Annotated in this window: 22 protein-coding genes, 2 pseudogenes and 1 riboswitch; of the genes and pseudogenes, 6 read left to right on the plus strand and 18 right to left on the minus strand. The window is 39.0% G+C overall.

Annotation, left to right across the window (positions count from 1 at the left end; genetic code table 11):
- Positions 1–64 precede the first annotated feature (64 nt).
- Complete coding sequence (locus tag BN1356_RS10140; protein WP_093651271.1) at positions 65–601, minus strand: LOG family protein; 537 nt, start codon at positions 599–601, stop codon at positions 65–67.
- Positions 598–915: a MazG nucleotide pyrophosphohydrolase domain-containing protein gene (locus tag BN1356_RS10145; protein ID WP_093651272.1), complete on the minus strand. Its 318-nt coding sequence runs from the start codon at positions 913–915 to the stop codon at positions 598–600. The genes BN1356_RS10140 and BN1356_RS10145 overlap by 4 nt, the downstream gene beginning before the upstream one ends.
- 169 nt (positions 916–1,084) lie before the next feature.
- Between BN1356_RS10145 and BN1356_RS10150 the strand changes: the two genes are divergently transcribed.
- The 3 genes from BN1356_RS10150 (at position 1,085) to BN1356_RS10160 (ending at position 3,841) form a co-directional block, all read left to right on the plus strand.
- Positions 1,085–1,507, plus strand: a complete 423-nt coding sequence (locus tag BN1356_RS10150) for a low molecular weight protein-tyrosine-phosphatase (RefSeq protein ID WP_093651273.1) — start codon at positions 1,085–1,087, stop codon at positions 1,505–1,507.
- Positions 1,508–1,575: 68 nt separating this feature from the next.
- Positions 1,576–2,001 carry an MORN repeat-containing protein gene (locus BN1356_RS10155; RefSeq protein WP_093651274.1) on the plus strand — a complete coding sequence of 142 codons (426 nt, stop codon included), beginning with the start codon at positions 1,576–1,578 and terminating at the stop codon, positions 1,999–2,001.
- A complete protein-coding gene (locus BN1356_RS10160) occupies positions 1,991–3,841 on the plus strand; it encodes an acyltransferase family protein (RefSeq protein WP_093651275.1) in 1,851 nt (616 codons plus the stop codon). The genes BN1356_RS10155 and BN1356_RS10160 overlap by 11 nt, the downstream gene beginning before the upstream one ends.
- A gap of 217 nt (positions 3,842–4,058) precedes the next feature.
- On the opposite strand, the gene BN1356_RS10165 is transcribed toward BN1356_RS10160, so the two are convergent.
- The 4 genes and pseudogenes from BN1356_RS10165 to BN1356_RS10180 all read right to left on the minus strand — a co-directional run.
- The gene (locus BN1356_RS10165; RefSeq protein ID WP_093651276.1) at positions 4,059–4,709 is read right to left on the minus strand and encodes a phosphatase PAP2 family protein; all 651 of its coding nucleotides are present in this window, start codon (positions 4,707–4,709) and stop codon (positions 4,059–4,061) included.
- Between the two features lie 20 nt (positions 4,710–4,729).
- A complete protein-coding gene (locus tag BN1356_RS10170) occupies positions 4,730–5,302 on the minus strand; it encodes an ECF transporter S component (RefSeq protein ID WP_093651277.1) in 573 nt (190 codons plus the stop codon).
- 77 nt (positions 5,303–5,379) lie between these two features.
- Positions 5,380–5,594, minus strand: a riboswitch (FMN riboswitch).
- 59 nt (positions 5,595–5,653) lie between these two features.
- A complete protein-coding gene (locus BN1356_RS10175; protein WP_093651278.1) occupies positions 5,654–6,202 on the minus strand; it encodes a tRNA (cytidine(34)-2'-O)-methyltransferase in 549 nt (182 codons plus the stop codon).
- A gap of 270 nt (positions 6,203–6,472) precedes the next feature.
- Positions 6,473–6,691: pseudogene (locus tag BN1356_RS10180) on the minus strand (IS30 family transposase); the annotation flags it as partial.
- A 75-nt stretch (positions 6,692–6,766) separates the two neighbouring features.
- Between BN1356_RS10180 and BN1356_RS10185 the strand changes: the two are divergent.
- Positions 6,767–7,720: an IS30 family transposase gene (locus BN1356_RS10185; protein ID WP_093651279.1), complete on the plus strand. Its 954-nt coding sequence runs from the start codon at positions 6,767–6,769 to the stop codon at positions 7,718–7,720.
- A 130-nt stretch (positions 7,721–7,850) separates the two neighbouring features.
- Here BN1356_RS10185 and hpf read toward each other — a convergent pair whose 3' ends face one another.
- From hpf to BN1356_RS10200, 3 genes are all read right to left on the minus strand, one after another.
- On the minus strand, positions 7,851–8,390 hold the full coding sequence (gene hpf, locus BN1356_RS10190; RefSeq protein WP_093651280.1) for a ribosome hibernation-promoting factor, HPF/YfiA family: 540 nt from the start codon (positions 8,388–8,390) through the stop codon (positions 7,851–7,853).
- Between the two features lie 77 nt (positions 8,391–8,467).
- Positions 8,468–8,887, minus strand: a complete 420-nt coding sequence (locus BN1356_RS12925) for a ComF family protein (protein ID WP_245620335.1) — start codon at positions 8,885–8,887, stop codon at positions 8,468–8,470.
- A gap of 238 nt (positions 8,888–9,125) precedes the next feature.
- Positions 9,126–10,415, minus strand: a complete 1,290-nt coding sequence (locus BN1356_RS10200; protein ID WP_093651281.1) for an ATP-dependent helicase ComFA — start codon at positions 10,413–10,415, stop codon at positions 9,126–9,128.
- Positions 10,416–10,471: 56 nt separating this feature from the next.
- Between BN1356_RS10200 and BN1356_RS10205 the strand changes: the two genes are divergently transcribed.
- Together BN1356_RS10205 and cysK are read left to right on the plus strand one after the other, a co-directional pair.
- Entirely contained in the window at positions 10,472–11,104 is a 633-nt protein-coding gene (locus BN1356_RS10205) for a YigZ family protein (protein ID WP_093651282.1), read from the plus strand.
- An 88-nt stretch (positions 11,105–11,192) separates the two neighbouring features.
- Entirely contained in the window at positions 11,193–12,116 is a 924-nt protein-coding gene (gene cysK, locus BN1356_RS10210; RefSeq protein ID WP_093651283.1) for a cysteine synthase A, read from the plus strand.
- 396 nt (positions 12,117–12,512) lie between these two features.
- Here cysK and BN1356_RS10215 read toward each other — a convergent pair whose 3' ends face one another.
- The 9 genes and pseudogenes from BN1356_RS10215 to mltG form a co-directional block, all read right to left on the minus strand.
- Positions 12,513–12,890 (minus strand): S1 RNA-binding domain-containing protein, encoded by a 378-nt coding sequence (locus tag BN1356_RS10215; RefSeq protein WP_093651284.1) that lies wholly within the window; start codon positions 12,888–12,890, stop codon positions 12,513–12,515.
- Positions 12,891–12,896: 6 nt separating this feature from the next.
- On the minus strand, positions 12,897–14,294 hold the full coding sequence (locus tag BN1356_RS10220; protein WP_093651285.1) for a Cof-type HAD-IIB family hydrolase: 1,398 nt from the start codon (positions 14,292–14,294) through the stop codon (positions 12,897–12,899).
- 82 nt (positions 14,295–14,376) lie between these two features.
- The gene (locus BN1356_RS10225) at positions 14,377–15,024 is read right to left on the minus strand and encodes a response regulator transcription factor (protein WP_093651286.1); all 648 of its coding nucleotides are present in this window, start codon (positions 15,022–15,024) and stop codon (positions 14,377–14,379) included.
- 20 nt (positions 15,025–15,044) lie between these two features.
- The gene (locus BN1356_RS10230; protein WP_176694272.1) at positions 15,045–16,034 is read right to left on the minus strand and encodes an envelope stress sensor histidine kinase LiaS; all 990 of its coding nucleotides are present in this window, start codon (positions 16,032–16,034) and stop codon (positions 15,045–15,047) included.
- A complete protein-coding gene (gene liaF, locus BN1356_RS10235) occupies positions 16,034–16,729 on the minus strand; it encodes a cell wall-active antibiotics response protein LiaF (protein WP_093651288.1) in 696 nt (231 codons plus the stop codon). Before liaF ends, BN1356_RS10230 begins: the two co-directional genes overlap by 1 nt.
- 557 nt (positions 16,730–17,286) lie before the next feature.
- Positions 17,287–18,609 carry a trypsin-like peptidase domain-containing protein gene (locus tag BN1356_RS10240; RefSeq protein WP_093651289.1) on the minus strand — a complete coding sequence of 441 codons (1,323 nt, stop codon included), beginning with the start codon at positions 18,607–18,609 and terminating at the stop codon, positions 17,287–17,289.
- Between the two features lie 301 nt (positions 18,610–18,910).
- Positions 18,911–19,833, minus strand: a pseudogene (locus BN1356_RS10245) (reverse transcriptase domain-containing protein); the annotation flags it as partial.
- A 281-nt stretch (positions 19,834–20,114) separates the two neighbouring features.
- Positions 20,115–20,597, minus strand: a complete 483-nt coding sequence (gene greA, locus BN1356_RS10255; RefSeq protein WP_093651291.1) for a transcription elongation factor GreA — start codon at positions 20,595–20,597, stop codon at positions 20,115–20,117.
- Between the two features lie 79 nt (positions 20,598–20,676).
- Positions 20,677–22,101: an endolytic transglycosylase MltG gene (gene mltG, locus BN1356_RS10260; RefSeq protein WP_245620336.1), complete on the minus strand. Its 1,425-nt coding sequence runs from the start codon at positions 22,099–22,101 to the stop codon at positions 20,677–20,679.
- Between the last annotated feature and the right edge of the window lie 78 nt (positions 22,102–22,179).

Below are 22,179 nucleotides of genomic sequence, written 5' to 3' on the forward strand. Positions count from 1 at the left end.
TATAAAAACCAGGGTCCTTTCAAGTGGAGTCTGGTTTTTAATTGTATCCTTTCAGTTTCGGTGCCTAATCATTTTGAATAAAGCAAGAAATCTCATCTATATCATCTGAAAAGAGGATTTTCCCTCTGTCTTGCTTGGTCAAGAAACCTTGATCCACCATCTGGTCAAACATCATTTTTAAGCAATCCCAATATCCATTAATATTATAGAGGATACATGAACCTTGGCACTGACCCACTCTGACCCAAGAGATAACCTCCGCGATTTCTTCCAAAGTACCAGGACCACCAGGCAAAGCAATAAAGACCTGACTCAAGTCCATCATCTTAGCCTTTCTTTGGTGCATATCTTCAACTACTATCAATTGATTCAGACCCTCATGTGCAATTTCTAGCTCTTTAAGAAAACTTGGAATAACACCAATAGTCTTACGACCTTGAGCAATCATGCAATCAGCGACGACACCCATCAGACCAACCTTCCCACCACCAAACACCAAATCATGTTCTTGAGAGGCCATCCAGTCCACCAGCTCTATTGACTTTTCTTTATAAAGGGCATCTACTCCCAGATTAGCTCCACAGAAAATAGCTATATTCATTCCGCAAATCTCCTTTCCAACTTTTCCTTATGAGCCTCCATAATCTCTTCCAAAGAAATCTCATACTTATCAGCAAGAATAAAAATATTGTCCAAAACATCTCCTAATTCTTCCTTGATAGCTGCTATATTTTCAATATCAGAGGTCACATCCTCATCTGGTCGATCACGCCCTATTTCCCTTTTACGGATAGATTGGGCTAACTCTCCTACCTCCTCCATCAAGAAATTGCTACGAACAAAGGAATCATACTGGTACCAATTTCTTTTTTTATAAAAATCGCTAACCCATTTTTGATAGGCTTGAATATCCATGATAAAACCTCCTTCTATTTGGACTCATTATAACAAATCTTCGTTGATTAACCTAGTAGATGACTATCCTCTTGTGTTTCAGAAAAATTGGCATTTTCTCTCATTTCGTTTGAAGTCCCTATCTAGCTGTTGTATAATAGGATATATAAGGAAACGGGAGAAAAATAAGATGAAAAAAATTGCCTTTGTTTGTTTAGGAAATATTTGTCGAAGTCCCATGGCTGAATTTGTCATGAAATCTTTGACCAATCAAATACATGTAGAGAGTCGAGCTACTTCTAGTTGGGAACACGGGAATCCTATCCATAGCGGGACCCTGAAGATCTTTCAAGACCACGACATCTCTTATGATAAAAGAAAACGTTCTACTCAATTAACCAAGTCCGATTTTGATGAATTTGACTATTTAATTGGCATGGACCAAGAGAATGTTCATGATATGCTAAAGATAGCTCCCACTGATTGTAGAGCCAAGATTAAACTTTTTGACCAGACTGGTGTTGCTGATCCCTACTTTACTGGACGTTTTGAAGAAACTTACCAGAGGGTAGAAAAAGGTTGTCAGCAATGGTTAGAAGACTTGAAAAGATGACCAAATCTTTTTGTAGAAATCCTTATAAAATGATAGAATAGTAATAACTTCATGAAAGAGATAAAAAGATGAAAAAGATTGCAGTGAACTTTAACGATTTTTTTGACAAAATTAAGCCTCATCTGACTCGGAAAAATGCCGAGTGGGCCAGCTTGGGGTTGATTATTTTGTGCACCCTGACCCTATTTATAGGACGGATTCCGCTTCAAAAGAAACTGACCTTTGATGGAGGAAAGATCTCCTACCAAGGAACTGTACAGGCCAACAAGCTAAACGGTCAAGGGAAAGTAACTTTTGCCAATGGAGATAGCTATGAAGGCGACTTCAAAAACGGGATTTTCGATGGGAAAGGTAAATTCACAGCTAAAGACGGTTGGACCTATGTTGGAGAATTTAAAAAAGGACAAGCCGAAGGGCAAGGCAAGCTAACAACTCAGACGAAAACTGTCTATGAAGGAAGATTTAAACAGGGGATTTATCAACATGAAGATTAGATGGTTTTCTTTTATTCGTACAACGGGCCTAATTTGGGTACTACTTTATCACTTTTTCGTAAAATACTTTCCTGGTGGCTTCCTTGGGGTGGACCTTTTCTTTACCTTATCAGGTTATCTGATGACCGCCAATCTTATTGACGAGTATGCGAAAAACGAATCGATTGACATCACTTCTTTTTTCAGAAAACGTTTCTATCGGATTTTCCCGCCTTTGGTTTTGATGATTCTTCTAGCTACACCACTGGCTCTTCTCATTCGCAATGATTTTATAGCCAATATCGGCAATCAAATCGCTGCCGCTTTAGGTTTCGTTACCAATTATTTTGAAATATTATCTGGTGGATCTTATGAAAACCAGTTCACGCCACATCTTTTTGTTCACACATGGGCACTAGCTATCGAAATCCATTTCTACATTCTTTGGATTTTGGCTGTTCGTTTTATGGCGAGCAAAGCAAAGAAAATTGGACACCTAAAAGGGTTTATCTTTCTCACTTCCGGGCTTATCGCAGTCTTAAGCTTCCTATCCATGTTTATTTCTAGCTTCTTTGTGGATGAGTTTTCCAGAATCTACTTCTCGAGTTGGACCCACATTTTCCCTTTCTTTATCGGAGCTCTCCTAGCTACCCTTCTTGGCATTCAAACTACAACTCCAGCCTTCAAGCGTCTCAGCTCAAGAGTCCCAATGAAAAAGCTGATTCTATCTGGTGCTGGTGCCTCCACCATCATGCTAGTACTTCTCTTTTTCTTTAAGTTTACTAGCATCTGGACTTACCTCTTTGGATTCTTACTCTCTAGTCTAGCAACAGCTACATTGATTGTAGTTTGTCGCATCTTGCATGAGCGTCTACCAGAAAAAGAGGAGCCTGCCTTCATCGGCTTTATTTCCAATATTTCCTATGGAATCTATCTCTTTCACTGGCCTCTCTATATTGTCTTTAGTCAGCTTTTTGGTAATCTCATTGGTATTCTTTTAACCAGCCTTCTCTCACTTCTTTTAGCAAGCTTCTCTTTTTATATCTTCGAACCTTATCTAGCTGGAAGAGATGGCAAATTATTTGGCAAAATTATTTCGCTAAAACCCTATAAAAATTGGGTTGCTGGAATTGGACTTATCCTAGCATTAGTGACACTCGGCATCACCCTCTTTGCTCCCAAAATAGGAGCATTTGAAACCGATTTGTTGGTCAAAGGACTTCAGCAAGCTGATACTCGCCTGCACCAGACCAAATCCTTTGCTGAAAAAGGAAAAGCTTCCTCATTTGAGGTTCAGGAAGGAGTCACAATCATTGGTGATTCCGTTACACTTCGTGCGACACCTCAGTTACAGGCAGCAATGCCCGAAGCTTATATAGATGCACAAGGTAGCCGAAACACACAACAGGCTCATGAACTTATGTTAGCAAACATCCAGAGCGGTACCTTGATGAAAGATGTGGTTATTGCCACAGGTGTCAACCCTATTCCAAATTATGAAGGAGAGTTGAATAAGATTGTCAACGACCTTCCAAATGGCCATCATCTCATTCTACTCACTCCTTATGATGGAAATTCAGCTTACTATGATGATCCTATTGCTGAAAAACATGCCCAATATGTCTATAAATTAGCTAAAACCTATGATTTCATTACAGTTGCCGATTGGAACCAAGCTTCTAAAAGTAATCCACAAATCTGGGAAGGTAGCGATTACATCCATTTTGGTGGTAACCGTGATACCGAAATCCAAGGTGGTACGATTTATACCCAAGCTATTCAAGATGCTTTGAGCCTAGCTAAAGAACGACCGGTCAAAAATGTTGCACAAAATACAGAAGAAACTTCCACAACTGAATAGAAAAAAACACATTTGAGTACATGGCTCAAATGTGTTTTTTCTAATCAGCTAACTTATATTCAAAAAAATCAGAAATAACGGAAGCAAAGCAAGGCATACATATCTATTGATAGTAAAGGAGTTTTAATATCAATAGCGTTGATTCTCAGAAAATATTGGTTGCTTTTACTTTCCATTTTCTAACTTATCTTTAAATCATAGGTGGTCAAGAAAGAGTTTATTTTTGTTTGCTTTGAAAACGCCAAGTAAAACGATAACGGTCATAAGTTGGATAAAGTCCAAATAAGAGAGCTAAAGCCAGTAGCCAACCACCAATAATATCTGTTGGGAAGTGAACTCCTATATAAACACGAGATAGAGCAACCAATATAGCTATGATCACAAGAAGAGCCTGTCCAAGATATTTGAGCCATTTGTTCTGACAGCGTTGATTGAGGACAATCACTAGTACACCAGCAACTAGCATGGTTGAAGCGGTGTGCCAGCTTGGGTAGGAATAGCCAACCGTATCAATAAGCCATTCAATGGTCGGTCTCGGTCTTTGATAGAGGAACTTCAGGGCTGACGAAACTCCAGCCATCAAGATAAGACTTCCCACCAAAAAGTAGCTTTCTGCCTTCCATCTCTTCCAATAGAAAAAGACTGCAAGAACAAAGACGAAGCCAAAAATGGAGACGACATTTCCCAACTTGGTCACTGTTGTCCAGAAACTAGTGCCCATTTGTGGCAAGTTTCCTCGAATAGCCATCTGGATAGTACGATCAAATCCTACCAGATAATCCGGATAGAACTTAACAACATAGCCTAACATAACAAAAAAGAGGGCTGCATAAGAAGCATTTTTATAGTGTTTCAATGAATTTTTCATGTTTCTAGCATAGCATATTTTTATTGAAATTTCTTTAAAACAGGCTTCATTCCAACATAGACAAAGTAGAAAACAATCGAAAAAATGATCCCTTGTATGAAATTAAATGGTAAGACCATACCAAAAAGATAATTGCCTACACCTAGTAGTTTACCAACATCAAAATTAGCGAAACTTGCATACATCGGCATGGCGTAAACATAGTTGAGTACTAACATCCCTAAAGTTAAGCTAATTGTACCCAGCAAGCTTGCTAAAATATAGTTTTTAAAATTTTTATTTTTCTTCCAAATAACAGCCAAGGCCAAGATAAAGAAGGCGTAGGCGATGATATTCATGGGCATCCCAATCATAGTAGATGCTCCATTATTATTGAGAAGTACTTGCAAAAGTGAGCGAATCAAAAGAATTGAAAATGCACTCTTTAAGTCCAAAATCACTAAACCAATCAAGATTGGTAGGATAGAAAAATCCAGTTTAAGGAAATCTGCACCTGGTAAGATTTGAAACTGCACATACATTAATAAGAATGAAATAGCTGAAAGAATGGCAATGTAAGCCATCTTACGTGTGTTATTGTTTGTCTGCGACATAAAAAAATTCCTCCAATTTTTACAATTGAAAGAGTCCCAAAGAGTATTTAGATGCAGCTAAAAAAGCATAAAAACCCCTTCGTCTCCTCCCATCCAGACTTTACTGTCGGTTGTGGAATTGCACCACATCAGCTTTCGCTCGCGGACTTCAAAGAATCTCTTTTTTTCTGTCACTTCCTTAGCTCGTCTTGGCATACTCTAGTATAGCCTACAACTCGCTGCCTCGTTTTAGAGAAAAAAAGTCTCCTTTATCACCGCCGGTCGGGAATCTCACCCTGCCCTGAAGACACCTCTATCATAACAAAAAAACCTTGCAATTGCAAGGCTAAAAGGCTGTTTTTGTTACTCTTTTCACATTAACTTGAGTTTATCTGTCTCATAGGTATGAACACGTTCCAAACCAGAAAAATTCTGCTGGCGTAGAGCTTCATAGATGACCATACAAACTGTATTGGAAACATTGAGGCTACGGACATGTTGATCATTCATCGGAATACGGATAGCTTTATCCGCATACTGCCGCATAAACTCTTCTGGTAAACCCGTATCCTCACGACCAAAGATGAAATAGTGAAGCTTGTCATCATCATATTTTACATCTGAATAGGTCTCTTCAGCAAATTTTGAAACTAGATGCACACAAGCATTTTGTACTTTTTCTATAAACTCATTTAGATTCTCATAAAAACGAACGTCCAACTTATCCCAATAATCCAATCCAGCCCGCTTCATCTTACGATCATCAATCGGAAAGCCCATAGGCTTGATGATATGGAGCGGAGCATTTGTTGCAGCACACGTACGAGCAATGTTGCCCGTATTCTGTGGAATTTGTGGTTCAAATAAGACCACGTGGTTGCGAGATTTTTCTTCTTGGTAGGATAATTCTTCAATATTCATCAGTTGCTCCATACTATTCGGTGAATGTGACAAAAAAAATGCCATACTGCCCGGAGTCAAGCTCAGCAAACAGTATGGTGAATGAAAACTCATTCACTTAAATCACAACAGGTTTGATTTAAATAAATGAATATTACATGAATAGTATAACACAAAATCAGCTCAAATCAAGCATAACGGCTATTTTTTTATGATTTTTTTAAGCAAAATTTTGACCGCATGTTGTCAAGTCAAGTGCAACAAGTTGATTGATAACTAGAGATCCAGAGGTTAAGCTATTTGGGCTATCCCAAATAGGAATTTTGAAGATTGGTATTGAAGAAGTCGTCTCGGGCGCTCATTGATGGCTGTGATATAGTTGTCAAGTTCTTCAGAGGTTAGTGAATTAAAAGAGTTTCCTTTAGGGATATATTCTCTGAGGAGACCATTGAAGTTCTCATTTGTACCTCTCTCATGTGAAGAATATGGATGTGCAAAGTAAACATCAACAGCTGAGGGTATGAAAAAAAATCTCAAAGAGATATACTTGTAGTTCACCACAAACACAAGATAGGACACTTTGAGATGCAAGAACATTATACCCCAAAAGGAAAACATTTGACAATAGCTGAGCGATACTTCATCGAGAAATGGAAATCAGAAGGGAAGTCTAATAGAACCATTGCTGGCTTGTTAGGGAAAGCACCTCAAACCATTCATAACGAAGTCAAGCGTGGACTTGTCAGACAACAAATTCGTAGAGGTAAATTTGAAATGGTTTATCAAGCGGACTACGCTCAAGATAGCTACGAGATGAAAAGGAGGAAATCTGTTCGTTCTGTCGGTTTGGATAAAGATACGAAAGATAAAATCCTACATTATATGAAACAGAACTTCTCTCCAGAAATGATGGTAAAAACAAAAGGTGTAGCTGTTCCTATCTCAACTATCTATTACTGGATTCATCAAGGACACCTTGGCATTGATTCTGATTGGATGTTGTATCCAAGGAAAAAGAGAGGAAAACGAAAGAAGGCTAGTCCACGTTTTAAACCTGTTGGTCAATCCATTGAAGAACGACCTGATGCTATCAATCGTAGACTTGAAAATGGGCATTATGAAATTGATACTGTCATTCTGACAAGAGCTAAAAACGAATGTCTACTGACACTAACAGACCGTCGTAGTCGTCATCAGATCATCAGACTCATTCCGGATAAATCTGCCCGATTGGTGAATCAGGCCTTAGAAAGTATATTAGAGAAAGATACGATTTACTCTATTACTGCAGATAATGGTACAGAGTTTAATAGATTGTCATTAGTGTTTCCTGAAGAAAACATCTACTACGCACATCCCTACGCTTCTTGGGAAAGAGGAACGAATGAGAACCACAACAGACTTATCAGAAGATGGTTACCAAAAGGAACAAAGAAAACGACCCTAAAACAGGTCGCATTCATTGAAAATTGGATAAATAATTATCCCAAGAAAATATTAAACTACAAATCTCCTAGAGAGTTTTTAAAGACTGGCTAACTTGGACTTGAAATTTGGCAATATATTTGGTTGCAGCTTCTTTTTAGTTTTATCTTCTTATTATTAGTTTTTAAAAAGAAAATATATTTTAGGTCAGATAAAAAGAGAGGAAATTCCTCTCTTTAGCATACTAACGAACTTCTAACAAGCCAAGGTCACCCTCTTCACGTTTATAAAGCACATTTGTGGTTCCGTCTTTAGCATCTGTGTAGATAAAGAAGTCATGGCCAAGGAGTTCCAATTGAAGAACAGCTTCTTCCAAATCCATTGGTTTTAAATCAACTTGTTTTGTACGAACTACTTTTACTTCCTCTTCAACTTCTTCTACTAAGTCAGCTGTGAAGATTTGTCCAACCGGAACTTTTTGACGGTGTTTCTTTTCAATTTTGGTTTTGTTGCGTCGAATTTGGCGTTCAATCTTGTCTACGACTAAGTCAATGGAGCCATACATATCTTGAGAAACATCTTCTGCACGGAGTGTTATAGAACCCAAAGGAATAGTTACTTCAACTTTTGCGGTTTTTTCACGATAGACTTTCAAGTTTACTTTTGCATTCAGTTCTTGTTCTTCATTAAAGTATTTTTCAATCTTGGTAACCTTATCTTCAACATAAGAACGGAGAGCATCAGTCACTTCGAGGTTTTCTCCACGAATACTAAATTTAATCATAATAAGTACCTCTTTCTTGGCTTTCGCCTTTGTTCACTATTATTATACCATTTAAAACTTTTTTTGCAACCGTTTTCTCACCTTGGAATTGAAAAAGTCTTGATTGTTTTCGCACCATTTTTCATTAAAAGCGCTTTAGCAAGCTGAATTGTGGCTCCTGTGGTATAAATATCATCAACTAAAATTATTTTTTCTGGGACAAGATTTTTTTCTTCAATATAGAAAGATTGGATGGTTCTTAGTCGATCCTTTCTACTTTTTTCAGATTGTTTCTGAGCATGATGTTTCTTCAAAATAGGCTGATAGTCCACACTTGCTGCTTCCAAAATACCTGTGACTTGGTTAAAGCCACGCTCCTCATACCTCTTATCGCTAATAGGTATTGGAACAACGATATAATTCTTATATTCCAGTAAAGCTAGTCTAACATCTTTAGCAAAAACTTTCCTTAAACAATAGTCGCCATAAAACTTATATTGACTAAAATAATCCATCATTTTCTCATTGTAATGATAGAGTGCTAGATGATCTGTTTCTTTCCCTTTCTTTCTCCAGTAAGCACAGTCTGAACAGTTTTCTTCTTGAATTTTTTTGCAACAAAATGGACAAACGCCATCAGATATTGGTTCAAATTGTGACTGACAGTATTGACAAAGACTTGTCTTTCTTTATCTAATAAGAAAAATTTCTGTAAAAAGTTGTTTTTCTTGGCTTGCTTCCTGGCACAGTAAACACTTATTCATAGCCTGCCTCCTTGTTCATATCTTTTATTTCTGCAATAGCCTTTTCTATGGCACGATTAGTCCCTTCTATAAAGAAGAGTAAATCTCCTGTCGGACGATCCATGCTGCGTCCTACTCGACCTCCAATCTGTACAAGAGAGGAACTCGTATAAAGTCGATGATTGGCCTGAACTACCATAACATCCACACAAGGAAATGTGACTCCCCGTTCTAATATAGTAGTAGAAACTAGAATTGTAATCTCTTTATCACGAAATCCTTGAACAACTTCAAGTCTATTTTCTATTTGACTGGAGACAAAACCAATCTTCTCATGGGGGAACAGTTTTTCAAGAACTGCTGTGAGTTTTTGCCCTGTTTTAATTTCAGGTGCGAATAACAAGAGCGGATACCCTGTTTTTCTTTGCTCTGCTATTCGATTTTTAAATGCTTTTGGCAATTGATTCTTTGCCAACTGTTTGTCAAATCCCTGCAACCAAATTTTTTGAGGTACAACCAGGGGATTGCCATGGAAACGTCTTGGCAAACTTAATCGTTGTAATTCTCCTCTTTTGACTTTTTTGTCTAATTCATCCGTAGAGGTAGCTGTCAAAAAAAGCTGCAGACCATCTTCTTTCGTAGATTGCTCTACCGCATGATAAAGCATGGGGTTATCTGCATAAGGAAAAGCATCCACTTCATCTATGATAAGTAGGTCAAAAGCTCTGTAAAATTTTAGTAACTGATGAGTGGTGGCAATCACTAAAGGTGTCCTGAAATAGGCTTCTGATTCGCCATGCAAGAGGGCTATCGGACAAGCAAAATCATGGATGAGGCGCTTGTGCAATTCAATACAGACATCGATTCGTGGAGTCGCAATACAAACCGAACCTCCTGCATCAATTACCTTAGCGACCACAGCATAGATCATCTCTGTTTTCCCAGCGCCTGTTACCGCATGGACCAAACTCGGTTTTCGATCATCGACAGCCTGATAAAGGGCTTGTGAGATTTTTTCTTGAAAGGGTGTCAGTTGTCCTTGCCACTTGAGAGACTGTTGCTGCGGAAAGCCCTTTTGAGGGAAATAATACATGCCCTCATCTGATCGAACCCGCCCCAGAAGAATGCATGCCCTACAATAGAAAGAACCATTTGGTAATTGATGCTCTTCGGAATAGTTGCTGGCACATCGAGGACAGGCTTTTTTCGTTTTAATAGGAAGAACTGTTGCTAATTGACGTTCTTCTTGACTTAATTGATACTTCGTAAAGCTTCTTCCATAATAGTTATCTAAATCATTCATCACTTATTTATTCGTAAAAACTTGCTAGGTTAGCAAAAAATTAGTAGAATCAAGCTATGAAAGAATTTGTTACCATAAAAGAAGACGGAATCGTCGAACAAGAAATCAAAAAATCTCGCTTTATCTGCCATCTCAAGCGCGTAAAAACCGAAGAGGAAGCTAGAAACTTTATCAATTCTATCAAAAAGGAGCATTACAAAGCCAACCACAACTGTTCTGCTTTTATTTTGGGCGAAAACTCTGAAATCAAACGGTCATCCGATGATGGTGAACCTTCTGGTACTGCTGGTGTTCCTATGTTGACTGTTTTGGAAAATCACAACTTAACTGATACTGTCGCAGTCGTCACCCGCTATTTTGGTGGAATCAAATTGGGGGCTGGCGGTCTGATTCGTGCTTATGCCGGTAGTGTCGCTCACGCCATAGAAGAAATTGGCAAATTATTGGTCAAGGAACAGCAAGGCATTTCTGTCAAACTGTCCTACGCTCAGTATCAGGAATTTGCCAACTGGCGCAGCAAACATGACTTGGAAGAATATGGTACTGAGTTTTTAGCTGACATAATGACCAACATCTATGCTGATAAGGAAAATGTTAACCGTCTACTACAGGATTTGGAGGACTATTACAGTGGCAAGGTAACGGCTAAGCAGTCTGATGTACGCATAATTGAGTTGAATTTGCATTAAAAAAGCCTATCGTTTCGATAGGTTTTATATATTTTACAAAGGAGAGGCTGCGCGTTATACTAATAGAAAGAAAACATGGAGGTGCCTCATGGCCATTTATCAAAATATTACTGAATTGGTTGGAAATACGCCTATCGTCAAATTAAACCGAATTGTACCTGAGGGAGCTGCTGACGTTTATGTGAAGTTAGAAGCATTCAACCCTGGTTCGTCTGTCAAAGACAGGATTGCCTTGGCTATGATTGAAGCGGCTGAAGCGGCTGGTACTATTAAGCCAGGTGACACCATTGTGGAGCCAACCAGCGGAAATACTGGAATCGGCTTGGCATGGGTTGGCTCAGCTAAGGGCTATAAGGTCATCATTGTTATGCCAGAAACTATGTCCATCGAACGTCGTAAAATTATTCAAGCCTATGGAGCAGAGTTAGTATTGACACCTGGTTCAGAAGGGATGAAGGGGGCCATTGCCAAGGCAGAAGAGATTGTGGCTGAGAGAGGCGCTTTCTTGCCACTCCAATTTAACAATCCTGCCAATCCAGCTATTCATGAATCAACAACTGGTGTAGAAATTGTGAATGCCTTTGGTCCAACTGGCTTGGATGCTTTTGTTTCGGGTGTTGGAACAGGCGGAACTGTCTCAGGAGTTTCTCATACATTGAAAAAAGCAAATTCAGCGATAAAAATCTATGCGGTAGAAGCTGATGAGTCTGCTATTCTTTCTGGTGAGAAACCTGGCCCTCATAAAATTCAAGGAATCTCAGCAGGTTTTATTCCTGAAACCTTGGATACAAAATCGTATGATGGAATTGTTCGAGTAAGCAGTGACGATGCTATTTTAACAGGACGTAGCATCGGTGCTAAAGAAGGTTTCTTGGTAGGGATTTCTTCAGGGGCAGCCATCCATGAAGCAATTGAGGTAGCTAAAGAATTGGGAGCTGGCAAAAAAGTATTGGCCATTTTGCCAGACAATGGTGAGCGTTACCTGTCCACAGCACTCTATGATTTTGAATAAATACTATAAAATAAGGCTCTCCGAAAAATTGGAGAGCCTCTTTTGTATGCCACATACACAAAGAAAACCAACGATAGAAGCAGTAAAGCAGGCATGCCTATGGTAGACCAGGAACTTTAACAACGTATAGTCTTTTGAATTTGCTTTGATACATCGTCACTATTAGCTTGCCGTACTCCAGTTGAGAGAAACTTAGTTTCTTTTATTTCGGACCTCCAACTGTTTATCCCCAGACTGTAAGGTGAGCTGACTGTCGACAGTTCTTTTTTCCCGCCTTCAACAGTCACTCCCCTGACTGTAATGTTGATTTTCAAAGAGTCTAAGCAACAATTCTATTGCACAACTTCTAAGCCCTTCAGAGTTAGAATATTATTCTAAAAAAGAAGAGTGTGAGAACTATTTTGTCTCAGACTCTTCTTTTTTTTCTTGTAGAAATTCTTTTGATTCCTTTATCCAAATGGGTAGTTGTTGGACAAAAGGTGCAAAGCCTATTTTATTGCGTTCATTGGTATAGCGGTGACGACGTGGAATAGATTGTTTTTCTTCTTCTAAGGTGCGCAGGGAGAGACTAGCTTTTCCTGAAAATTCGTCATAATCCACTACCTGGACCAGAACTTTTTGACCCACCTTGAGAACATCATGGATATTGTCTACAAAACCAGTTTTAATTTCTGAAATATGGATCAAACCTCGTGTCTGATTTTCCAAGTCAACGAATGCTCCATAAGGTTGAATACCTGTGATGAGACCTTGGATTTTATCTCCGATTTTCATCTTGACTTAGTCCTCAATTTCAACACCGATGATAACAACATCTTCAACTGGTTTGTCCTGAGCACCTGTTTCAACCGCAGAAATAGCATCCAAAATTTGGAACGAAGCCTCATCCATCAGCTGACCGAATACTGTATGACGTTGGTCAAGATGAGGTGTCCCACCTTTTTCAGCATAGAGAGTTGCAATAGGAGCTGGCCAACCTCCGCGTTCCAATTCCTTAGCAGCATATGGCAACTTGCTATTTTGAACGATGAAAAATTGGCTGCCATTGGTATTAGGGCCAGCGTTAGCCATGGAAAGGGCTCCGCGAAGATTAAAGACTTCCATAGAAAACTCATCTTCGAATTTATCTCCGTAGATAGAGCTACCACCCATGCCAGTACCAGTTGGATCCCCACCTTGGATCATGAAATCTTTAATAATACGATGGAAAATCACGCCATCATAGTAGCCATCTTTCGATAAAGCCACAAAGTTTGCGACAGTTTTAGGAGCATGCTCAGGAAAGAGTTTAATCTTCATATCTCCATGATTTGTTTTAATCGTTGCGATCGGACCTTGAACTGCCGTCAAATCCATTTGCGGGAAATGTAATTCTTTTTCTACCAAACCTAATTCCTCCAAGGCATACAAAATGCCATCTTCTTCTGTTTTTGTAATAAAATCTGCTTTTTTCTGTAGTTCAGGATCTGATACTCCCATAGCTACAGAAAGTCCAGCATAATCGAAAAGTTCCATGTCATTTGGACCATCGCCAAAGACAAGAAGATTTTCTGGTTTCAGATTCAATTTTTCTAAAACATGTGCAAGACCAGAAGCTTTCGAAATCCCATTCTTAATGACATCGGAAGAGTTTTCATGCCAACGCACTAGTCGAACATCTTTCAGCAAGTCATCTGATAACTGCAGAACATCACCTTGATCTTCAAATGTCCACATATGATAAACAGATGAATGTTTATAAAAATCTGGATCCACATCCACTTGGCCATATACTGGGCCGATGGCATTATCTACTAGATCATCTCGTTTTGAAACAGCTGGTTTCTGTCCACCAGCAAAACCAAATTCGATGTCCACTTGACGACACCAGGTCACATACTTTTCAATGACTTCCTTGGGTAGAGCGTCTGTATAAATTTCTTGGCCTTTCTTATCAACTACATATGCACCATTAATGGTCACATAATAGTCCGGCTCTAGCGCTCGAATTTCAGGAACAACACCGTAAAGCGCACGACCAGAAGCCAGTCCAGTTACAATTCCCTTTGCCTTCAAGGCTGAAAAAACTTTTTTAATGGAGTCTGGCATAAAACCAGTGTCCTTAATTCTGAGAGTATCATCAATATCAAAGAAGACTGCTTTGATTTTTTTTGCTTTGTATTTCGTTTTTGCGTCCATACTTCTCCTAACTCTTTTATCCTTGGCTGAGTTATCAACCTTTGAGACATTATTTTATGTGTCAATCTTTATTATTATACCACTATTCCTCTTCCTGTGCTACCAGCCCATGTTGAAAGGCATAAACAACCGCTTGAGTACGGTCGCTGACCTGTAATTTAGAAAGGATATTGGAAACGTGCGTTTTAACTGTTTTAAGAGAAATAAACGATTCATCTGCGATTCGTTGGTTATCATAACCTTTGGCCAAGAGAGCTAAAATATCACGTTCACGTGCCGTTAAGTCTTCATGAAGGGCAGGATTGTTGCGGTAGTCTTCAACTTTTTTCTCAACTTCTGTTTCAATAGCTAAATAACCTTTAGCCACCTTACGGATGGCCGCCAAAATTTCTTCAGCACTAGATGTTTTCAACATATAGCCTTTGGCTCCAGCTTCCAAAACTGGATAAATTTTTTCATTATCCAAATAAGAGGTTAGAATAACAATCTTAGCTTCCTTCCATTCTTTGAGGATAGCTAAGGTCGCTTCTACACCTGTCATTTTTGGCATGACCAAGTCCATGACGATAACATCAGGTTTAATGGCAAGAGCCTTCTCAAGACCTTCCTGGCCATCATCTGCTTCAGCGATAACCTCAATATCCTCGTGCAAATTCAAAAAACTCTTTAATCCCAAGCGAACCATCTCGTGGTCATCCACTAGCATTACTTTTACTTTAACTTTAGTCATTATCGTTTCCTTCTATCTTTTTAATCCGTGTCATTCAACAAGGGTATACGAATGTCGATAGCCACACCTTTATTTGGAGCCGTCCGAATTTTTATCGTACCAGCCATATCTTCTACACGCTCTTGGATATTCCCAAGACCATAACTGATATTTTGCTGATCATTGTTCACAAAACCAACTCCATCATCTACCATCTTCAGTTGCAATTCACTATCCGATTGAATCAGATAAATATCCAAGTGTTTGGCGTGAGCGTGGCGGAGGGTATTGCTAATAATTTCTTGGGCGATCCGAAAAAGGTGTTCTTCTACTAACTTAGGTAGAAGCTTAACTTCATGTTTGAATTGGACCTCAATAGAACTTTTGTCACTGACCTCTTTCAAAATCAAATCAAAACCTTCTACTAAGCTCTTACCATCCAGTTCACTCGGTCGCAAATGCAAAAGAAGAATCCGCAAATCACGTTGAGCGGTTTCAATCATTTGCTTAACCGTCTGCAACTGATGGTTCATATTATCTGATGAAATGGACGATAAATTACTGGTTAAGCCAGACAAAATCATACTAGTCGCAAATAATTCTTGACTGACTGTATCATGCAAATCTCTAGCAATTCGTCTTCGTTCGTCTTCCACAATTTCTTCGCGTTTAACCAAATCTTGATTATCAATCATTTGGACTTGTCTAGTCAAACTGGTCACTTTTTTTGAAAGCTGTAATAAGAGTTGGTCCTCATCAGCTGTTGCTCGGATACTTTTATTTTGCAAAATAAGACGTAAATTTTGCCTAATACCTTGAGTCGCCAAAATATTGGAGGTTTGGACCAAGACAATAAGAAAGAAGGTTAGAATAACAATCAGTAAAACAAGGGTAAAAATCAACTGCTCCGTTGAAATCCAAAGTGAAAGATCTAAGATGGAATAATTAAAGAGAGGTAGGATGGCAGATAAAACGACAAATACCATGATAGCCGCATACCAGACCAAGAGGAATACCGTACTTTTTTTTATCATACGCGAATCACCTCCACATCACCGAAGAGGCAGTTGACGACAATCTTAACACGCTTATGAGATTCCTTATACCCTGGGCTAGAGAGGGAAAAACTTTCATTTCGTAGATCCCAGAAAGAAAGATTTAAAAACTGAACACGGCCATAGAGACTGGACGCTGAGAGTGAAACTTCGACATCAATTGGCACGACAATCTTGGTACGGCCAAAGGTCTTTCGGATAACAACAATATTGTCTCGACCAACTAAAACACCCTCGTCCAAATCAATAATATCGTTCCCAAAAAGACGGATAATATTAATATCTTCAAAACCATACTGGTCTTTGCCATGAATTTGGTTACCAAACCATTGTGATTTTTCTTTTTGAGCTTCCAATGGTTGATCATCCAGAATGATATGGGTATATTGATTCTTCTTTTCATAGCGAGAAAAGAAGTTAACAATCATATAAACGGAAATCAAAAGCATCCCCAAAATAAAGTAAGGATTGAGCATGAAGACAAGGAAAAAGAGACTACCCGCACTAATTAAGAGAAAATCAATCTCTTTGCTACCTATCAAGTGTCGAATTAAGAGGAGGATCACTGAGAAAAGAAGGATAGCCCTTGCTCCCTCATTGGCCAAAATATCAAAGAAAGCCATCATAAAAATGATTGTTTCAATCAGTATAAAAAACTGTACTTTCCGCATTCAACTCATCCTTTCCAACTTTCCTATCTATTGTACCAAATTTTAATGTATTTTCATCCTACTTGGGTAGTAAAAAAGTAATTTAGCTCCCTAAAATACCTCAAGCAAATAGGATAGTCTAATAAAAGTCCTCCTAAAAGCGTCGAGGCTCTTGGATTTATTCAGCACATTTTTATTATCAGGATTTGGGAATTGATTGAAATGGTCTGAGTAAAGAAAAAAGATACCTATTAGCAGACAGTGCCACTAAAAATTTTCGAAAAATAACTTCATTATCTAGAGAGCATGAAGAATCATCAAGAAATCTTTCAAATTTTCTACTTCTGCCTCCAATTGCACTTCCGAATGACAGTTCTAGGGACTGCCACTTCATCTATCTCATAAAGAAGGATACTTTTAATCATGATTTTCAAAAAGATCGATCCTTTTGAACTATAGTGAGGAATGCCTTTTTCAAGTAGACACTTAAATACCTAAAAAGAGAGGACCAAATTTGGTTCTCTCCAGCTTATAGCTTTTCAGTAAATTTTGATAAGTGAAGTGGCTTAAGTTGGCTCTTACAAAGCATAAAAAGAAATACCTTCATCATTCCACCCATTATTTATCAAAAAGCCTCTCTCTCCGGGATCGCTTGTATACAAATGCACTTTTAAACCAGTGTGGTAAAGGCGATAGACCGGCCTCTCTCCATATGAATACCAAGCTGTCCCTTCACTGTTCCAACCACTCGTGGCCAAAACATCCCTCTCAGCCTGATTGGTTGTATAGAGATGTTCCTTGGTAACTGGACTGTATAGACGATAAACAGGATTTCCTTGTTCAGCAGTCGCAAAAGCTTTTCCTTCAAATTGCCAACCTCGAAATTTCAGAACATTGATTTCATTTTCATCCTGTGTATAGAGGTGACGTTTAACCCCTGCATGATAAAGACGATAAACAGGATTTTCTAGGAGCCAATGGCTATCGACAGCATCATTTGCTACCTGTTCTCCCTTGGCAAAGGCAATCATATCTAAACTATCTTCTTGCACACGTCGAGCTGCATTATGAATATATTCCTGTTGACTGTTAACAAAACCTAAAATATGAATTGCGATGATTTGATTGGCTTCATTGAGCACAGGAGATCCACTTTGTCCAGATTCTGTATCGATTTGGTAATTAATTAAATCCCCATCTATACCGGAAATTTCTCCAAACATGCCATACATGAAACCAATTTTCTCAAATGTGGTTGCAGGATAACCAGCAATTTGAATACGTTGACCAGGATCTTGCTGAGTTGAGACTTCTAGATAGCCAACTCGACTATCAACTTTTTGAGACAATTTGATAAGGGCCATATCAAAAGATGCTGAATTTCCTGTCACTTCATCTTTATAGCCTTTTAGGATAAAGACCTGACTAGCTTGGTAACTACCATAGGGATAGTTCTGACCATCTCGTGCAGGAACCACTTGAACTCCTTGAACCCACTGTCCTCTCTTGACATCATAAACATTATGAGCAGCTGTCAAAACTAGGTCCGGACCAATCATAACACCTGTTCCAAAACCTGAACCAATTGGAAAATAAGATTCTAGAGAGACAATCTTACGATAGGGATCCACTGTAGTATTTCTTATTAAAACTTGATCATCTGACTGGATAATCCCTTCTTTTATTGGTTGAGAATCAGGCGTAACTTGACTTTCTAAATCTATAGTTGAATCCAGCGATGAACTAGTTCCATCGACCAATTTTTCACTATCAGTAGAGAGGCTTGTCTCTGAAAAATTAGCTTGTCCGTAAGTATTAGATTCTAGCGCTGTAACAGATACTCCCCCAAGATTTCCCAATAAAATGAGACAGAGCAGACTTTGGTAAATCCTGTTCTTCATTACTTCTCCTTTGTATCTCTCTTAAATACTCTTGATAAATCGAGTAGAGACTAATTCCTAGCCCCTCTCACACCACCGTGCGTGCCGTTCGGCACACGGCGGTTCAACTAACTTTTAACGCATGTCGTTCAAGATAATAATCTAGGCATGAAACCAGTCCACGTTTAGCGAGGACTGGTTTTGATATAGCTCGTTTTAGAATTGACTTTTGTATCTCTCTTAAATACTCTTGATAAATCGAGTAGAGACTAATTCCTAGCCCCTCTCACACCACCGTGCGTGCCGTTCGGCACACGGCGGTTCAACTAACTTTTAACGCATGTCGTTCAAGATAATAATCTAGGCATGAAACCAGTCCACGTTTAGCGAGGACTGGTTTTGATATAGCTGAATTGACTTTTGTGCCACTAATTGATAGTGGTCACCCCAGCCAGATACCTTATCAGCTATCCATTTGGGAGTCCCTAGTTTAAGTAGTCCCCAAAGTCGCCTTGACTTCTTCTTCCATTGTTTCCAAATAATAACTCTAATTCGTGTCCTCAATCGTTTATCAATTTCTCCCATGACTGACTTCATGTTAGTCAATGCGAAGTAGTTTATCCATCCGCGAATAAGCCAGTTGAGTTTCTCAATACGGCTACCCAAGTCAGTGCTCCATTTGCGTGTTGTGAGCTTCCTAAGTTTCCTCTTGAAACTCTGGATACTCTCTTGATGTGGACGACTTTTCCAACCTTCAGCTGATTTCCAGAATCCGAATCCAAGGTACTTCAGTTGACTCGGTCTGGTAATCTTAGTCTTGGTCATATTGACTTTCAATCCCAGTCGCTTCTCAATGAATCGGCTAACTGAATACATGATACGTTTGGCAGATACTTCGCTCCCAACTGTGATGACACAGTCATCTGCGTACCGGACGAAACGAAGCCCTCGATTTTCCAATTCCTTGTCCAGCTCATTGAGCGTGATATTGGACAGGAGGGGAGATAGATTCCCACCTTGTGGTGTTCCCACCAGCGTTTTATGGCGCTGTCCATTGATAACTACACCCGAATGAAGATACCTACGAATCAGAGACTCTGTATCTCCATCTTGGATAATGTTATGGACAAGAGACATCAATCTATCTTGGGGAACTGTGTCGAAGAATTTCTCAAGGTCAATGTCCACAATCCACTCATAGCCATCATTAAGGTATTCTAGTAACTTGATGATGGCTTTTTTCGCATGACCGTTTACTCTCGTGATTTACGCATATAGGTTACGACTACCTATTTGGACTTTAGAGTTTTCAGCCCCCTCATCCGCTATATACGCCTTAATATCACGTTTCTGTTCGTAGAGCCACGATTTCGCTATCCCTTCCTCTCCCCGCTACCTCGCAATAGTCAGGCTTGGGAGTCGCTATTGGGTTCACCGGTAGAGGGTGCCCACGGAGGACTTGCGCCTCAGATGTACGACATGCCCGTCGTACGGAAAAGCAACAAGCACCCCTGGTGCTTGTTACCTTATTTTGTTTTTTCAACTTTCAAAATCTTGATATCGTAACTACCTGCAGGAGTCTTGACTGTAACAGTTGCTCCTTTTTTCTTTCCAATCAAGGCCTGACCAATTGGGCTTTCATTCGAAACTTTATTAGAAAAAGCATCTGCACCCGCGGAACCAACGATTTGATAGACTTCTTCATCGCTTTCGCCTACTTCTTGAATAGTTACTGTTTTACCAATGGCTACCTCGTCTTTTGCTACTGAATCGCTATTGACAATTTCGGCATAACGAATCTTTGTTTCGATACTAGAGATTTGACCTTCAACAAAGGCTTGCTCATCTTTCGCCGCTTCATACTCACTATTTTCAGAGAGATCTCCATATGATCGAGCGATTTTAATACGCTCAACAATTTCTGGACGACGAACTAATTTTAATTCTTCTAATTCTTTCTCCAATTTTTCTTTTTCTTCAATTGTCATTGGATATGTTTTTTCTGCCATTATTCTTTCTCATTTCTTTTTTCATTTATACTAAAACAAAATTATGCGGTTGGCACCACATAATTTTAGGTTAAAAAGACTATCTTAACTTACTGTTAACATGTTCTTCGACATTTTTATTATGTTCTTCAATGTTAGCGGAATAATACACTGTTCCAGTTGTAACATCAGCCACAAAATAATAATATTCTGTCTTGCTTGGGTTGACTGTTGCATCAATAGCCGACAAACTTGGACTGGCAACCGGTCCTGGCATTAATCCGGGATGGACATAAATATTATAAGGGGAATTGATGTTCGTGTCAATCCCTGCATCCTCTGCTAAGGTTGTCTTTTCTCCTAACTTACCCATGGCATAGAGAATAGCAATATTAGATTGAAGGGGCATATCAATAGCCAAACGGTTGTAGAAGACACTGGAAATATTTCTTCGATCTACGTCTGTTGAACCTTCTTTTTCAACAAGAGAAGCTATCGTTAATAGCTGGTTAACATTTAATCCCTTGGTTGCCAAAACACCATAATAGGGTTGAAGATTGGCATCCGTAGCAGCAAGCATTTTCTCAACCAACTCTTCCATACTGGTTCCTTTGCTATAATCATAGGTTGCAGGGAAAAGATAACCTTCCAGTTGGTATTTGACACCACTGTCGGCTGCAGGCAAGCTAGCTAGCAAGTTAGGATATTTGCCTTTCATCTTATTGATAAAATCAGGATTTTTAAGAACCGCTAAAAACTCATCTGAAGAAAATCCAGTTTGATCATCTTTATCTTTGGTATTAACATTATCGGTAACTGCCTTGGCAATCTGGTCTACAGTATATCCTTCAATAATGAGAACTTTCCCAGCAATCGGTTCAACTGGGGCAGGTGTCCCGCTTTCTTGAAGAGCCTTAGCCAAATCATCTACAGACATGGATTGGTTCAGATTATAGAAACCACTTTGAAAATTATTGTAACTTTTCAATTTTGAATAATAGTTAAAGATAGATGCATTCTTAATTAATTTGTTCTCAACCAGAATATTTCCAATTTCTTTGGTTGTCGAACCTTGCGGAATTTCAACCTGCACAATTTCTTTAGCACTTGGATTGATTGGATCTAAACTAGATTTAACATAGGAGTAACCGGTGTAACCTGTAATAGCTAAAGCCAGTAGAGCAATGACCACAACCACTGTTGCAATGCGTTTAGCTGCTGTCTCTTGCTTGATACGATGACGATTTCTACGCTTTCTCACATCTGGATCCTCCTGTTCTAACGATTTTTTTAGTTTATCCACTGCTGGAGTAACAAGCGTATCTCCCAATTCTTGTATAGAACCAATAGTGGGCATGGTCCATTCTAGCTTCGACTTGGCTTCAATATGTTTGACTTCATTTTTCTCAGAAGCTTTTTCATATACTTCCTCATCAGCAGGGCTCAATTTTCCTTCTTCTAAGGCGCGAAGCATCCGTTCTCGAAAACTAGGGGTTTGTGTGTCTTTTGGTTCTAACTCGTCCACCTAATGAAACTCCTTTCACACAATTACTTGATATTATATCTTAAATGTCTTTTAAAAGCAAGAATTTCCCCATTTATA

Origin of the sequence: Streptococcus varani, from assembly GCF_001375655.1 — a bacterium.
GTDB lineage: Bacteria > Bacillota > Bacilli > Lactobacillales > Streptococcaceae > Streptococcus > Streptococcus varani.

Coding starts and splice junctions, on each gene's coding strand:
- BN1356_RS10140 (WP_093651271.1), bottom strand. CDS start 601: ATGAATATAGCTATTTTCTGTGGAGCTAATCTGGGAGTAGATGCCCTT.
- BN1356_RS10145 (WP_093651272.1), bottom strand. CDS start 915: ATGGATATTCAAGCCTATCAAAAATGGGTTAGCGATTTTTATAAAAAA.
- BN1356_RS10150 (WP_093651273.1), top strand. CDS start 1,085: ATGAAAAAAATTGCCTTTGTTTGTTTAGGAAATATTTGTCGAAGTCCC.
- BN1356_RS10155 (WP_093651274.1), top strand. CDS start 1,576: ATGAAAAAGATTGCAGTGAACTTTAACGATTTTTTTGACAAAATTAAG.
- BN1356_RS10160 (WP_093651275.1), top strand. CDS start 1,991: ATGAAGATTAGATGGTTTTCTTTTATTCGTACAACGGGCCTAATTTGG.
- BN1356_RS10165 (WP_093651276.1), bottom strand. CDS start 4,709: ATGAAAAATTCATTGAAACACTATAAAAATGCTTCTTATGCAGCCCTC.
- BN1356_RS10170 (WP_093651277.1), bottom strand. CDS start 5,302: ATGTCGCAGACAAACAATAACACACGTAAGATGGCTTACATTGCCATT.
- BN1356_RS10175 (WP_093651278.1), bottom strand. CDS start 6,202: ATGAATATTGAAGAATTATCCTACCAAGAAGAAAAATCTCGCAACCAC.
- BN1356_RS10185 (WP_093651279.1), top strand. CDS start 6,767: ATGCAAGAACATTATACCCCAAAAGGAAAACATTTGACAATAGCTGAG.
- hpf (WP_093651280.1), bottom strand. CDS start 8,390: ATGATTAAATTTAGTATTCGTGGAGAAAACCTCGAAGTGACTGATGCT.
- BN1356_RS12925 (WP_245620335.1), bottom strand. CDS start 8,887: ATGATGGATTATTTTAGTCAATATAAGTTTTATGGCGACTATTGTTTA.
- BN1356_RS10200 (WP_093651281.1), bottom strand. CDS start 10,415: ATGAATGATTTAGATAACTATTATGGAAGAAGCTTTACGAAGTATCAA.
- BN1356_RS10205 (WP_093651282.1), top strand. CDS start 10,472: ATGAAAGAATTTGTTACCATAAAAGAAGACGGAATCGTCGAACAAGAA.
- cysK (WP_093651283.1), top strand. CDS start 11,193: ATGGCCATTTATCAAAATATTACTGAATTGGTTGGAAATACGCCTATC.
- BN1356_RS10215 (WP_093651284.1), bottom strand. CDS start 12,890: ATGAAAATCGGAGATAAAATCCAAGGTCTCATCACAGGTATTCAACCT.
- BN1356_RS10220 (WP_093651285.1), bottom strand. CDS start 14,294: ATGGACGCAAAAACGAAATACAAAGCAAAAAAAATCAAAGCAGTCTTC.
- BN1356_RS10225 (WP_093651286.1), bottom strand. CDS start 15,024: ATGACTAAAGTTAAAGTAAAAGTAATGCTAGTGGATGACCACGAGATG.
- liaF (WP_093651288.1), bottom strand. CDS start 16,729: ATGCGGAAAGTACAGTTTTTTATACTGATTGAAACAATCATTTTTATG.
- BN1356_RS10240 (WP_093651289.1), bottom strand. CDS start 18,609: ATGAAGAACAGGATTTACCAAAGTCTGCTCTGTCTCATTTTATTGGGA.
- greA (WP_093651291.1), bottom strand. CDS start 20,597: ATGGCAGAAAAAACATATCCAATGACAATTGAAGAAAAAGAAAAATTG.